We start from the raw sequence: 13316 nt of genomic DNA, 5'->3' as shown, positions 1-13316 counted from the left end.
GAAAGCAGAGACGGGCTGCAAAAGGCGTCCCGACGCCCTGCTTGCAAAATGAAACGGCCCCGCCAATGCGGGGCCGTTTCATTTTGTTGTCCGGTCGGGATTACCGATATATTTCATTCAGCAGTTTGGCCAGCCGGTAACCTCCGCGCAGGAACTGCTGTTCGATAACCGGTGTGTATTTGTCCACGTAATCGTAGGATATTTTCGTCCCTTCCGGCGAATCTTCGTAGACGCCGACGCAGATGGCGTGCGTCTCCTTGACCCAGTCATAGGGTTCGCCGGCCTGTATCAGGAGCACTTCGTCGTCCGTCAGCCGGTCGATTTGCTCCTGCCACTCCGAGTAGCTCCACTTGTGTGCCGCCTCGGGTATCGCCGAGTCCCATGCGGAGTGAAGACTGGTTTTGCGGTTAAACATCAGCACCGGACGCTGGTTGCCTCCGATATCCGAAAGACGGCCCAGGTGCATCGGGCAGTGCATGTCCCCTACCAGGTGGATTAGCATTTTCAGCCGGAGGGTTTCCTCTTCGGGGGCCAGGTCGCCGGCCTTGAGTTCGGCGACGAGCGTATTTACCGCTGTCAGTACGTTACCCTTGGGGTTTGCCGGCATGGTGTCGACGGTCATACCCTCGTCGACATTCAGGTAATGCCAGGTCTTGCTGTATGCGTATTCCGGGGTGTGGCTGGCCACGTCGAGCCAGTTGGCATAGTAAACCGGAGAGTGTCCGTTCAGGACTTTGTCGATTTTCTCGGCGGCCTCGGGCGTCAGGTGGCATTCTGCGATGTATGCCGTGATATCGTGTCCTTTCTGTCCCCATGCGAACGCGCTGTGGACGAAGAATAAACATGAAAGCAGGATGAGTAGTCTTTTCATTTTCGTTGGGTTTTGATGCAAGTGGGATGTGGGATATGGTACGGCGTCAATGATTCATCGTGGCGAGGAACTCTTCGTTGGTGTCCGTGAGGTTCATCTGTTTCTGGAGGAATTCCATCGCTTCGACGGGATTCATGTCCGAGAGGTATTTGCGCAGAACCCACGTGCGGTTCATCACGTCGCGCGGCAGCAGCAGGTCTTCGCGGCGCGTACCCGAAGCGATGACGTCGACGGCCGGGTAAACGCGTTTGTTGGAGAGTTTGCGGTCGAGCTGGAGCTCCATGTTGCCCGTGCCCTTGAACTCCTCGAAAATCACTTCGTCCATCTTCGAGCCGGTGTCGATCAGCGCCGTGGCGATAATCGTCAGCGAGCCTTTCTCCTCCGTGTTGCGGGCGGCGCCGAAGAACCGTTTGGGCTTGTGGAGGGCGTTGGCGTCCACACCGCCCGAGAGCACCTTGCCCGATGCCGGCTGCACGGAGTTGTAGGCGCGTGCCAGGCGGGTTATCGAGTCGAGGAAAATCACTACGTCGTGTCCGCATTCGACCATGCGCTTGGCCTTGTCGAGCACCATTTCGGCCACTTTCACATGGCGCGAAGCCTGCTCGTCGAAAGTCGACGCCACGACTTCGGCCTTGACGTTGCGGGCCATCTCGGTAACCTCCTCGGGACGCTCGTCGATCAGCAGGACAATCATGTATACTTCGGGGTGGTTGTCGGCGATAGCGTTGGCGATGGACTGCAGCAATACCGTCTTACCGGTTTTGGGCTGTGCCACGATCAGGGCGCGCTGCCCCTTGCCGATGGGTGAAAAGAGGTCTACGATGCGTGTGGAAAGGCTGTTGTGTCCGTTGCCCGTCAGGCAGAACTTCTCGCTCGGGAAGAGCGGCGTCATGAATTCGAACTGTACGCGGTCGCGGATGTATTCGGGCGCGAGGCCGTTGATTTCGTTCACGCGCACCAGCGGGAAGTATTTTTCACCCTCTTTCGGCGGGCGGATGGCACCGTTCACCGTGTCCCCGGGCTTGAGTCCGAAAAGTTTGATTTGCGACGGCGATACGTAGATGTCGTCGGGCGAGTTCAGGTAATTGTAGTCGGCCGAGCGCAGGAACCCGTAGCCGTCGGGCATGATTTCCAGTACGCCCTCCCCTTCGATTTCACCGGCGAAATCGTCTTTGGTGATTATCTCGTCCTCGTATTGCAGCGCCTCGGGGGCTGCGGCGGCCTGCGGCTCGGGATTGCCCTGCTCCTGTTCCTGCGCTTTGGGCTTGCGGCCCCGGCGCTTGGGTTCCGCCGTTTCCGGTTGTGCCGCCTGTGCGGGGGCCGTTTCGGGTTCGGGCTCTGCCGCGACGGTATCCAGCGGAAGCTCCGGCGCGGCGGGCATTTCGGGAGCTGCTGCCGGACGCTGCGCCGGTGCGGTATTCTCGGTCTTGGTAATGCGCGGCCTGCGGCCCCGGGGGGCTTTGGGCGCCGGTTCTGCCTCCCTGTCGGGAGTCATTGACGCTTCGGGAACGGTTTCCGCCGGCGTATCCGCAGCGGGTGCCTCCTTTTTCTTTCCCTTTTTGTCCTTATTGTCTGCGGGAGTGTCGGTTGCGATGCCCCCAGCGATTTTTTCAATCAGTTCGCGCTTCTTTACCATGATGTTTTCAATGCCGAGTGCTCTGGCTATTTCACGCAATTCGGCGAGATTTTTCCCTTCGAGCGCTTTTAAATCCTGCATATATTTCTATTTCAAAGTGATTTTCGAAACTCCGGCGGTCGCCGGCGGTGTTGGAATTCGCTTGCAAAGATAATGCATTATTTCGAAATTCAAAATAAAAAATTGCAGGTCACGCGGTTCCGTCGTACGGTTTCACCATATATCGGGAGTTTTCGGGGATAAAATACTTATTAGTGGCGATTGCGGGAGCCGTAAATTACCCCCACCTTTGTACCGGAACAAACGGGCGATTCAGCCATTGTGTTGTTTGTATTGTTAATGTTTGTGTGTGCAAAACCTCCCGGGATATTCCCGGGAGGTTTTTGTGCTGGTTGATTCCGATGGTCGGCGGGGCCTTCTGCCGCAGGCTATTCGTTGCGGCGCAGGTCCCACTTGTTGTTGGCGGCGATGACGGCTTTCACTAGGTCGTCGCCGTATACCCGCATGTTGGAGTAGGTCTGCCCGTAAGTCATCGTGGCGTACTCCGCACCCGCAAAGTCCATCAGCACGATGCCGACGTTTCCGCGGAACGAGTATCGGTTCAGTTTGTCCGCCGTGTACTTGTTGTAGAGGTTGGCGCAGTAGTCGTAGTCCCCCACCGCACCGAAGATACTGATGCCCGATACGCTGCAATGGGCCGTGTCGTAGCAACTGACGTAGTTCATGCACCAGCGGGTCACATCCGTCGTGTTGTACGTATAGGCGATGCAGTCGTCGATAGCCTCCGTTTTCTTCACGCCGTCCGACGACCCGTTCTTGATGTTGTAGAGGTCGTTGACCTTGATTTGCGCCACGTCGCCCGTGTTGCCGTGGAGCGTCGTTTCGAAAACCACCTTGTCGTGCGTCCAGTTCAGGTATGCGCCGAGGTATTGGCCGTTGTTCGCCGATTTGTAATCTTCGCGAATTATGAAGAGTATCTTGCCGCGGGCGTCGGCCAGCGTCATGCGGGGATGGAAATCGGCGATACGCCCTTCGCACTGCGACTTGATGTAGCTCACCACGCTTTTATTCCACCCCGTTTTGCCGCTTCCGCTGGTGTTTTCGTACTTCATGTGCACCAGCACCGTCTCCCCCGGATGCTCCTCGAGGAATTGCACGAAGCGGTCGAGCAGGTGCGAGAGCCTGAACGGCGCGAGTTCTTGCCGGTCGGAACTTCCCGGTGTGTAGCCCCCGAGCGTGGGGTCGCCCAGCGGCGCGATGCCGTGCTGTATGGGAAGGTCGCTTACGGAGCTGCCCGAAGCGCTGGGCCGCAGGTCGAACATGCGTACGCCGGCGGCAAGCTGCTCCTCGATCGAAAGCTCCTGTGCCTTGATGATTTTGGTCGTGTTCATATATCCGAATACGACGTTTTGCAGCCATTTGAAATGGTATCTTTCGCCGGGCATGCCGCTTTTGTATTCGTAATGCGAGCCGTACATCGTGCAGGCGTCGTGCGATCCGGGCATGGACACCTGCGACAGGTAGACGTTGTCGGGCAGGTATTTCATCCAGTCGGATCCGTCCTCCGCCGTCTGCTGCGCCTGTGCCTGCATGTCGCCGATTGTAAACGAATAGCGGTGGCCGGCTTTGAGCGTCGCCTGCGTCGTGTAGCCGTAGGTCTTCCCGCCCGTCGTTACGGCGGTCAGCGTCAGACCTTCGATATCCTGCGGCAGCATGAATGCCGTGACCGCGATTTTCGAGCCTGCATCGAGCAGGATGTAGGGAATGTCGCCCGTGGTCATATGCAGGGCCAGCACGCGGGAGCTGCGGTCCGGGTCGACCGTGCTCCGGTCTGTGGCGATGTCATAGGTGAAAGTGCCTGCTACCGGACCGTTTTCGCTCGACAACACGAGTTTCTGCACTTCGGTTTCTTCGGAGAAGCCGATTTGTATCGTCACCGCCGTCATCAGCGGCCGGAACGTGAACGGCACTTCCGTGCCGCGTTCCACCCCCTCGGCGCATGCCGCCATGTAGGCATACTGCATGTCGCATTCGCCGTTGTCGTAGGTCTGCACGGCCGGAATCGCCGTTACGACGATCGAGCCGCTGTTGGCCTGAATGGCTTTTGCCGGGTAGAACGCATAGAAATTGTAATGCGTGTCCTCTCCCCAGGCCATGCCCGTATCGCTCAGGTCGGCCTCGCTTTCGGTCGGCCCGGATACGCTGACTTCGACCACCGACCGCTGCGGGGTTGTTTGTGGACAGATGATTTCCACCCGGTCGCCGCTGCGCCAGTAAATCGGATAATAATCGTCCGTGAGCGGGCCGTAGACGGTGCGGGTGGTGCCTTCGGCAGCCGGAGCGTCGCCGTTGTCAATTGCGAGGCGGCACACAACGGGAGCGCCCTGCGCCGAAGGCCCTGTTTCGGATTTCCCCGCCGTTTCGGTGGGATCCTCTCCGCACCCGGTCTGGAGCAGCATGGCCAGCGTCAGCAGACGGAATGTATGTTCGTATTTCATGATAGGCAAGTTTAACGCAATTACAGTTCATTTTCATAGGCGCCCCATCCGCTTGCGGAGTAGTCCGCCGAGCCGGGGCCCACCTCTCCGCCGTGGGGCTGGGAGATTGCGAATCCCGCCTCCGCCGCGACTGCGAATACCTCCAGTTCCGGCTTTGTGTAAGCTGCTTTCATCAGATGTCTGTTTTATATGTAAATCGGGACGGCTGTCGACTCCGTCCCGATTTATGGATTCACTTTCCCGAAGTTATTCGATCGTATAGGAGAAGTTCGCGAACTCCACATGGTAGGAGCCGGCCGTGCTCAATATCTTGACCATGATGCGCTGTCCGTTGGTGACCGTGAACGTGTGGGTCTGGGTGCCCGACCTGCACTCCTTGTCGTTGCCGGCCTGGATGTTGTTGCGGTTACGCAGGAAAGACTCCGTTATCGAAACTCCGGCGTCGGTGAGGCCTATCCTGTATTTGATGTTCACCAACGCCCGGTTCGTCGCCGCTTCGAAAGTCACTTTCACGGTTTTCGAGCCGTCGCACTGTATCGGGGCCGTGACGAACGCGCCGTTGTTGTCGTTGTTGGTGCCGGCGGGAACCTGCAGCTGGATACGGTTCTTCTTGAGTTTGTCGTCGCCGTTCTTGTCGCTCTTGATTTCCGCGCGGTAGAAGTACCAGCCGTCGAAAATCCCCGCCGGGTCGTACTGCGGGTCGACGGAGTAGAACCCGTTGTCTTTCCAGGTGTCGGTGCCGTACTTCTTGTCGATTTCATCGGGAACGGTGATTGTCATCGTCTTGCTGTTGCAGGGAACGCTCATCGTGTAGTGGTGGTTGCGTTTCAGTCCGGCCAGCGTGAGCGACTTGTCCGAATAGGTCAGGCCGTCGGTGGTCGTAACCTGTACGCTCATGGTCGAATGGATGCTGACCGGCAGCATGCCGATTACGAACTCTTTGCGGTCGGTGTCGACGGTAAGCGTATTACCTACGGCCGATGCGGTGAAATTGCCCAGTTGGTCGATGGTTCCGGCCGTCGGCAATACATTGCTGCCGGTCGTGAACGTGACTTTCTTGGGCGTTTCGCTGGCACCCAGCCCCAGCGTCACCTTGATGCGGGCCATCAGCGGCCTGAAGGTAAACTGCACGGGCATCAGGGTCGTCGTTTCGCTGACGCTGAACGGCGTTTCCCAGATATTCGTATACATGAAGTCGTAGTCGGCGAGGTTCGCCGTGCAGTAGGAAGAGCCCCACGTATGCTTGAAGGTCTTGTTTACGGCGTCGAACGTGGCGTTGCAGCTGTACGGGTAGTAGGCTGCCGCCAGCATGTAGGAACCGATGGGTACATCCCCGGTGAACGTGGTGGTCGCGCCCGTTTTGTCGGCCGTGAATTCGCATTTGCGCGTCGCGGAACCGTCGTAGAGGAATACGGCTATCTTGTCCCCCGCTACCCAGGTGGTCGCCGTGCCGTCCACGGCCGTGCGCGTTTCGGGGGTGAGCATCTCCTCGGGGATGGTGACCTGCACATACTTTTGCGTGTCTTCGGCGGGAGCCGTCGCGTCGTCCTTGCTGCACGCAATCATGCCGATGGCGGCAAGCATTGCTATAACGAGTAATTTTTTCATAGGTTTCTTGTTTTTGTCTTGATTTTTCAGGTGGCCGGACTGCTATTCGTAATCGTCATAGGAGTACGTTCTCGTTCCGCCCAGCTCACCGCCGCCGGTTCCCGGTTCGATGTCGCTGCTTACGGCGAATCCTTTTTCCACGCGAACGGAGATCAGGGACAGCTCCGGCGCTTCATAGGGCAAAAATTGATTTTTCATAGTCGATCTGTTTTTATTGTGAAAGTTATTGTCTTGCATTGCTGTCAGCCCCGAACGCACACTACCCGTGTGCTGCCTGCTCCTCCGTCCGCGGAAAATTCTATTTCCAGTACGGACGTCCGCTCTCCGCTGTGCCGGAGCCGCTGCAGTTCCGCCTCTATCCGCTGTTCTTCTTGCTGCGGAAGCTGCTGTACAGCCCACAGGCATTGTTTGCGCGGGGCGTATACGCGCACCTCCTTTGCCTCCAGGTAGGCCAGCAGATAGGCCGGAGCCGTCGAAGGCCGGGCGGCATCGCTTGTTGCTGGGGTTGCGGTACGTGGCATGTGAACGAGCTGCTGGGGGTTATTCCACGATGACCGCGCGGTTCAGTTCGGGCTCTGCGAAGCGGTTGTTCGTATCGCCTTCGGCTTTTCGGATCAGGCGGTCGGGGGCGATGCCGTACTTGTTCTTCAGCAGGTCGAATACATACTCCATCCGCTGTTCGCTCAAGCGCTGGTTGATTTCCCGGGTGCCCGTATCCTTGTCTGCCGAGCCGATTAGCGTAAACGTCTTGTCCTTGTCGGCTTTCATGGCGTTCTTGACGTAGAATTCGAGGTTCGTGAGCTCTTTCTTGTCGAGCGTGGCCTTGCCGATTTTGAAGAAGAGCGCTACGGGCGACGCGGATACCTTCTGCTCGGAAACGACCGTTGCCGGGGCGTTGCGGAGTTTCTCGTTTTCGGCGTCGAGTGCGGAGTTCTGCGATGCAAGCTCGTTATTGGTGTTTTCGAGCCGTTTGATGCGCTCCAGGTAAGGCGTATAGTCGGCGGGCTGTGCCTGCGACGCGCGCTTGAAGCCGCGGCGGTTGAACTTGTATGCGAGTCCGGCGGTCACCGAGAGCATGCCTTCGCCGATACGGCCGCCCGTAACGCCGTCGAAACGCTGGTTTACCAGCAGGCAGCGCGCTTCGAGCGTGAGGTCGAGTGCGCTGCACAGGCGTACGACGTTCAGCAGGCCGACGTCGAAGCCGATTTCGTTGTCGTGCGTGCCGTTGCCGTAGGAGCGGGCCCAGCCCACGCCGGCAAAGGGTACGAAGTTCCATGTGCGGTCTTCCTTGTAGCCGCTTACGGCGTTCGAGAAGTTCCACATGGCATCGGCATGCAGGTACGATACGCCGAATTTCTCCTTGAACAGGTCGCCGTCGGCGCCTTTGGCGTACATCGAGCCGGCGGTCGTCCATCCTTTTGCCTGCAGGCCCGTGTATCCGACGCGAGCGCCGATCGAAGGCGTGAACCACTTGCCGACATGGATGTCCAGTGCGGGGGCGAGGCGCTGCCCGAATTTACCCCTGGAGTCGTGTTCGCCGAAATAGAGGTTTACACCGCCTGCGACTCCGACGAAGATGTTGTCGAACAAGCGGTTGGTTTCATAGGGGCCGCGCACGATGCGGTTTTGGGCGTCGCGGTTGCCGTTTTCCTGGGCCGTGGCGGCTCCGCAGAACATGGCAAAGAGTGCAATCAGGTAGAGGCGTTTCATGTTTGAATGTTTTTGTAGTGATTAGAATTTTTCCGGTATGAATGTTCTTTCTGCGAATCCGTCATGGGGCTATCCTCCGTGTCCGGTACAGGCGGTAGCAGACGGCTGCCGTCAGCGCTGTGGCGGCTATCGTGAGTATCGAGGGGATAAAATCGACAGGTGTTGATCCTTCCATTCTTCGTTTGCCGGGGTTTACCGGCCCGTTAAGCGTGCGTTTTTCTTCATGGGCTGACATTTTGGCAATTGCCGGATTGTTTTTCCGTGCCGTCCGCAGCCTGTGGATACAACTGCGACATTCGGAACCGGCCCTGTTTTGACAGTGCGGGTGATTCCAATTCTTCGATGTATATATTTGACAGGTAGTTATGTATGTGGTTGTCGAATTGTCTGCAGACCCGCTGCAGGGGCTGCATGGTGCGTGTGTTTTCGTAAGACCAGAATGTGTTGGTCGCCTCGTGCATCCCTCCCTCCAGCTGCGATATCAGGTCGTGCAGCGTGGGGCGGAAGTTTTCGTTCCATTTGTAGTAGGTTCTTCCCGACAGGAAGACGCAGATTACATAATCGGTTTTGGCGACCAGTTCGCGCAGTGTGCGGCGGCATATGTAGGCGTCTGTACCCGGCCCGACGCAGGACGACAGCAACTCGCGGCTCTTCACCAGGGGAGCTCCGTCGGCCGACGCCTTGTGCAGCACGAGCAGTATTTTCACTGCCCACAATATTTTCACAGACAACATGCGTTTTGTAACTACTTGAAAATTAATATTATGCAATTACATTTCGTGACCCATTATTACCAATAATGGGTCTTCTTGCAGCTATGTACCTGTGTGTCAGTAGGGAAATACGCTGTTCGGACACTTTTTGCCGGACATGACGGGGGCTGTCCGGAGCTTTCGGACGATTCGGATTGAAATAGTGGTGAAGTGGGGATTTAAGAGATTTATTTTCAGCTTATTACATTGGACGCGGTAATTTTTTCTGCTGAAAAGTTTGGTTATGAATATAATTAGTTCTATTTTTGCCGATGTATTGAAACGGCTATAATACAACTTATTACGATTTCAAGATACATTATTGGTAATAATGGGTCTTTGTTTGTTTTATCGGCAGAATCCTTTCGTTTCAACAAAAAAATCCGGTTATCATATTATTCCGTCTTTTATTGCAGGTCGATGATTTTTCGATTCGCCTTGTCGATGATGTTGTGGTCGAGTTGTGCAAGATAGATGCGCGTCGTCCGTTCGGACGTGTGTCCCATTCCGGCGCTGATCACCGTGAGCGGTGTGCCGCAATCCCGGGCTAGAGTTGCCCATGAATGTCGTGCGACATAGAATGTCAGCGGTTCCGGAATATTGAGCAGGACTCCGATTTTTCGGATGAATTTGTTCAGCTCGCGCTGCTGCTGGCGGTAATTGCGGTAGCTGTCGTCTTTCGACAGTACGGGGAAGAGATAGGGCGAGGCGTTGCGGTAGCGGTCGATAATGTGTTGCAATTGGGGTTCGATACGCATCGAGAGTATCTGCCCGGTCTTGTGGCGTGCGTAGGTCAGCACTCCGTCGTGGATGTCGCAGTTACGCAGGTAGACCATATCCACGAACGACATGCCGCGCGTAAAAAAACTGAACATGAATATATCGCGCGCGAGTGCGTATTTGGGATGCATGGCCGAGAGGTCGGCCGTACAGATTCGCTTGAGGGTCATGCGGGACAGGGCGCGCTTGCGGGTGACTGTCTGCCTGACGGTCAGGTGGCTGAACGGGTTGGGATGCGAGGACGGTATGAGTCGTTTTTTCACCGCCCGGTTGTAGACGGCCCGCAGGTTGCGCAGGTGAAAGGTCACCGTGTTTGTCGTTACGCCCCGGGCCCGGAGCCAGCGTTCGTAACGCTCTGCCCAACGGGCCGTAAGGTGTTTGGAGGTCAGGTGCTGACCGTTCAGGTAATGAAGCAACAGCCGGTAGGATGACCGGTAATTGGCCGCCGAGCCTTTGCGCCCGGCCTTTTCGTAATCGGAGATGTGGAGAAAGAAACACGACATGAAGTCGAATTGCTCCTTGGTACGGGCACGGTCCATCCTTGCCGGGTATGGCCCGGCAACCGGATGCCGCCCCGTAAAGGCGGAATCTGGCGAATACATAATTAAGTAAATTTAATTTGAAGAATTGGTCACTGGGTGCAAAGATACAAAATTGCTTCCAATTATCGGCATCCATCTCCATGATATTGTGGGTTTTAGTCGTCTCCGGAGCGTATTGCGGATGACCTGATGTTGTATGTAATATACTGATTATACAATATTTGATGCCCGGTTGCCGCCCGGAATCGGACGTACTTTTTTATTTGCCTGAAATTTAACGGACTAAATGAAATATTGACCGGAAGTCCCGGAAACGCCGAAGTCCGGAAATCGGGCCGGGAAGTTATTGGCGGGAAATATCCGGATATAACGAAAACGCCGCCGCGGGTCATAAAGACCTGCGGCGGCGCCCTCTGCGTCGTTTCCGGAAATCAGGCTTCCGTTTCCGATATCCTGTAATCCCCCGCCCCGTCGAGCGCCCGCTGCAATTCGCCGATCGGCTTCTCGCTTCCGCTGAATTCGACCGTTGCCACGGGCGGTTCCAGCGATACGGTCGCACGAACGCCCTCCAAGCTGTTCAGCGCCTGTTCGACGTGCATCCGGCAGTGGTTGCACATCATTCTGTCGATTCGATACTTCTTTTCCATTTTCATTTGTTTATCATAGGTGTGAGGTTTGACATCCGTTTTGATGCCGGCGCGTTTCCCGGCATGTTTGACTTTCAGCCGCAGGCTGTTGGTTACCACGCTGACGCTGCTCATCGCCATGGCGGCCCCCGCCAGCATCGGGTTCAGCAGGAATCCGCTGACCGGATAGAGCACGCCGGCCGCGACGGGTACGCCGATCAGGTTATAGATAAATGCCCAGAAGAGGTTCTGCCGGATGGTGCGGACGGTCATGGCCGACAGACGGAGTGCTTCGGCGATTTTCCCCAGGTCGGGGGTGATGATTGTTATCTTCGCCACATCCATCGCGATGTCGCTGCCCTGTCCCATGGCGATGCTCAAGTCGGCCTGTGCCAGCGCCGCGCTGTCGTTGATGCCGTCGCCGACCATCGCCACCCTGTGTCCCGCAGCCTGTAACCGGCGGATATGCCCGGCTTTTCCGTCCGGCAGTACGGAGGCGGCGTAGTGTGTTATTCCGGCTTCTGCGGCGATTGCGCGGGCTGTGGCTTCGTTGTCGCCCGTCAGCAGTTGCACATCCAGTCCCATGCTGCGCAGTTCCGCAACGGCCTCTGCCGCACCGGGCCTGATGCGGTCGGCTATCGCGGCGACGCCCGCCGCATGTGTGTCGTCTGCGAACCAGACGACCGTCCTGGCCTGTGCGGCCAATCGCTCCGCCTGCCGGAGCAGCTCCTCGCCGACAGGGATGCCGTGCTCCTCCAGCAGCAGCCGGTTGCCTGCGAGGTACGTACGTCCGCCTGCGCAGCCCTTTACCCCGCGGCCGGGAAGGTTTTCGAAACTGCCGACGGATACGGGCCCTCCTTTCAGCCGGGCTGTCAGGGCTTCGGCCAGAGGGTGCTCCGAGCGCGTTTCCAGCGCGAGGAACAGCGGTTCCAGCCCTTCCGAGCCCCGGGCCCATATCAGGTCGGTCACGACCGGCCTGCCTTCGGTCAGCGTTCCGGTTTTGTCCAGTATCACCGTGTCGATTTTTTTTGCTGTTTCGAGGCTCTCCGCATCCTTAATCAGGATACCCTGCTCCGCTCCTTTCCCGATTCCCACCATGATGGCCGTCGGGGTGGCCAGTCCCAGCGCACACGGGCATGCGACGATCAGTACGGTCACGAAGGCCAGCAGGCTGTGCGTAAACCCGCCGCTGCCGCCGAATACGACCCATAGTAGGAAGGAGAGGACGGCGACGGCGATGATGACGGGCACGAACACCGCCGCAATCCGGTCGACGAGTTTCTGTACGGGGGCTTTGCTCCCCTGTGCCTGCTGTACCAGGCGGACGATGTGCGCCAGCATGGTTTCCGTTCCGACTTTTTCCGCCCGGAACACGAACGATCCTTTCTGGTTGATTGTTCCGGCGAAAACCCGTTCCCCGGGGACTTTGCGCACCGGGACGGGTTCGCCGCTCAACATGCTTTCGTCCACGTAGGAGCCGCCCTCGGTGATGGTTCCGTCGACGGCGATACGGCCGCCGGGTTTTACCACCACGCTGCTGCCCGTGCGAATCCGGTCGAGGGGCACTTCGTGCTGCACGCCCCTGTCGTCGATAACCGTGGCGGTGCCGGGCTGCAGGCCTATCAGCTTCCGGAGCGCCGATGCCGTGTTGCCTTTCGCCCGCTCTTCGAGCAGCCTTCCCAGCAGGATAAAGGCGACGATCATGCTCGCCGCTTCGAAATAGACGTGCGGCTCGATGCCGCGCGCGAGCCAGAATCCGGGGAAGAGCATGTTGAAGAGGCTGAACAGATAGGCGGTGCCCGTACTGACGGCTACCAGCGTATCCATGTTCGCCGTGCCGTGCCGCAGCTGCCGCCATGCGCGGATGAAAAATCCGCGTCCCAGCCAGAATACCACCGGGGTCGAGAGCAGCCACATGACGGGGACGGCATAGGGCGCATCGTCGAAAAACATCGCCACGGCCATGACGGCCGATGCGAGTAGCAGCGCCCAGAGCGCGCGGCGTTTCAGCGTCCGGAACCGTTCCGCATGTTCCTTTTCCGCATCCGCCGCAGCGGGGCCCGGAGCGGTCAGCAGGTCGTATCCGGCTTTCCGGACGGCTTCGCGGAGCGATTCGGGCGAGGCCTGTGCCGGGTCGTACTCCACGGCAACGGTCGCCGCCGCATAGTTGACGTGTGCGGCGCGGACACCCGTTTGGTGAGCCAGTGCTTTTTCCACCCGTGCGGCACACGCCGCGCAGCTCATGTCGAGTACGGGAAATATCGTTTTTACGGTGCGATGTGTCGGCATTGCA

General features: G+C 57.8%; 10 protein-coding genes. All 10 read right to left on the bottom strand.

Translation table 11 applies throughout. The features are described from left to right. Positions 1-100 precede the first annotated feature (100 nt). Positions 101-871, bottom strand: a complete 771-nt coding sequence (locus tag QZT71_RS01065) for a S1/P1 nuclease (protein ID WP_295911283.1) — start codon at positions 869-871, stop codon at positions 101-103. A gap of 46 nt (positions 872-917) precedes the next feature. Further along, the gene (rho, locus tag QZT71_RS01060) at positions 918-2588 is read right to left on the bottom strand and encodes a transcription termination factor Rho (RefSeq protein WP_295911281.1); all 1671 of its coding nucleotides are present in this window, start codon (positions 2586-2588) and stop codon (positions 918-920) included. Between the two features lie 347 nt (positions 2589-2935). Further along, positions 2936-5005 carry a fimbrillin family protein gene (locus tag QZT71_RS01055; RefSeq protein ID WP_295911280.1) on the bottom strand — a complete coding sequence of 690 codons (2070 nt, stop codon included), beginning with the start codon at positions 5003-5005 and terminating at the stop codon, positions 2936-2938. A 20-nt stretch (positions 5006-5025) separates the two neighbouring features. Next, the gene (locus tag QZT71_RS01050) at positions 5026-5178 is read right to left on the bottom strand and encodes a hypothetical protein (protein ID WP_295911278.1); all 153 of its coding nucleotides are present in this window, start codon (positions 5176-5178) and stop codon (positions 5026-5028) included. Positions 5179-5251: 73 nt separating this feature from the next. Beyond that, positions 5252-6613: a fimbrillin family protein gene (locus QZT71_RS01045; RefSeq protein WP_295911275.1), complete on the bottom strand. Its 1362-nt coding sequence runs from the start codon at positions 6611-6613 to the stop codon at positions 5252-5254. Positions 6614-6655: 42 nt separating this feature from the next. Beyond that, positions 6656-6811, bottom strand: a complete 156-nt coding sequence (locus QZT71_RS01040; RefSeq protein WP_295911274.1) for a hypothetical protein — start codon at positions 6809-6811, stop codon at positions 6656-6658. Positions 6812-7153: 342 nt separating this feature from the next. Then, positions 7154-8323: an OmpA family protein gene (locus tag QZT71_RS01035; RefSeq protein WP_295911272.1), complete on the bottom strand. Its 1170-nt coding sequence runs from the start codon at positions 8321-8323 to the stop codon at positions 7154-7156. 221 nt (positions 8324-8544) lie between these two features. After that, a complete protein-coding gene (locus QZT71_RS01030) occupies positions 8545-9057 on the bottom strand; it encodes a hypothetical protein (RefSeq protein WP_295911271.1) in 513 nt (170 codons plus the stop codon). 425 nt (positions 9058-9482) lie between these two features. Then, positions 9483-10394, bottom strand: coding sequence for a site-specific integrase (locus QZT71_RS01025; RefSeq protein WP_295911270.1), 912 nt, complete (start codon positions 10392-10394; stop codon positions 9483-9485). 434 nt (positions 10395-10828) lie between these two features. Further along, positions 10829-13312, bottom strand: a complete 2484-nt coding sequence (locus tag QZT71_RS01020) for a heavy metal translocating P-type ATPase (protein WP_295911268.1) — start codon at positions 13310-13312, stop codon at positions 10829-10831. Between the last annotated feature and the right edge of the window lie 4 nt (positions 13313-13316).

Origin of the sequence: uncultured Alistipes sp., from assembly GCF_902388705.1 — a bacterium.
GTDB lineage: Bacteria > Bacteroidota > Bacteroidia > Bacteroidales > Rikenellaceae > Alistipes.
The sequence above is the reverse complement of the archived record's forward strand: the minus strand, read 5'-3'. Positions and strand labels throughout refer to the sequence as shown.

What these genes read in the sequence shown, in the direction of transcription:
- rho (WP_295911281.1), bottom strand. Translation starts at nt 2,588, where the DNA reads ATGCAGGATTTAAAAGCGCTCGAAGGGAAAAATCTCGCCGAATTGCGT.
- QZT71_RS01045 (WP_295911275.1), bottom strand. Translation starts at nt 6,613, where the DNA reads ATGAAAAAATTACTCGTTATAGCAATGCTTGCCGCCATCGGCATGATT.
- QZT71_RS01040 (WP_295911274.1), bottom strand. Translation starts at nt 6,811, where the DNA reads ATGAAAAATCAATTTTTGCCCTATGAAGCGCCGGAGCTGTCCCTGATC.
- QZT71_RS01025 (WP_295911270.1), bottom strand. Translation starts at nt 10,394, where the DNA reads ATGGACCGTGCCCGTACCAAGGAGCAATTCGACTTCATGTCGTGTTTC.
- QZT71_RS01035 (WP_295911272.1), bottom strand. Translation starts at nt 8,323, where the DNA reads ATGAAACGCCTCTACCTGATTGCACTCTTTGCCATGTTCTGCGGAGCC.
- QZT71_RS01050 (WP_295911278.1), bottom strand. Translation starts at nt 5,178, where the DNA reads ATGAAAGCAGCTTACACAAAGCCGGAACTGGAGGTATTCGCAGTCGCG.
- QZT71_RS01020 (WP_295911268.1), bottom strand. Translation starts at nt 13,312, where the DNA reads ATGCCGACACATCGCACCGTAAAAACGATATTTCCCGTACTCGACATG.
- QZT71_RS01055 (WP_295911280.1), bottom strand. Translation starts at nt 5,005, where the DNA reads ATGAAATACGAACATACATTCCGTCTGCTGACGCTGGCCATGCTGCTC.
- QZT71_RS01065 (WP_295911283.1), bottom strand. Translation starts at nt 871, where the DNA reads ATGAAAAGACTACTCATCCTGCTTTCATGTTTATTCTTCGTCCACAGC.
- QZT71_RS01030 (WP_295911271.1), bottom strand. Translation starts at nt 9,057, where the DNA reads ATGTTGTCTGTGAAAATATTGTGGGCAGTGAAAATACTGCTCGTGCTG.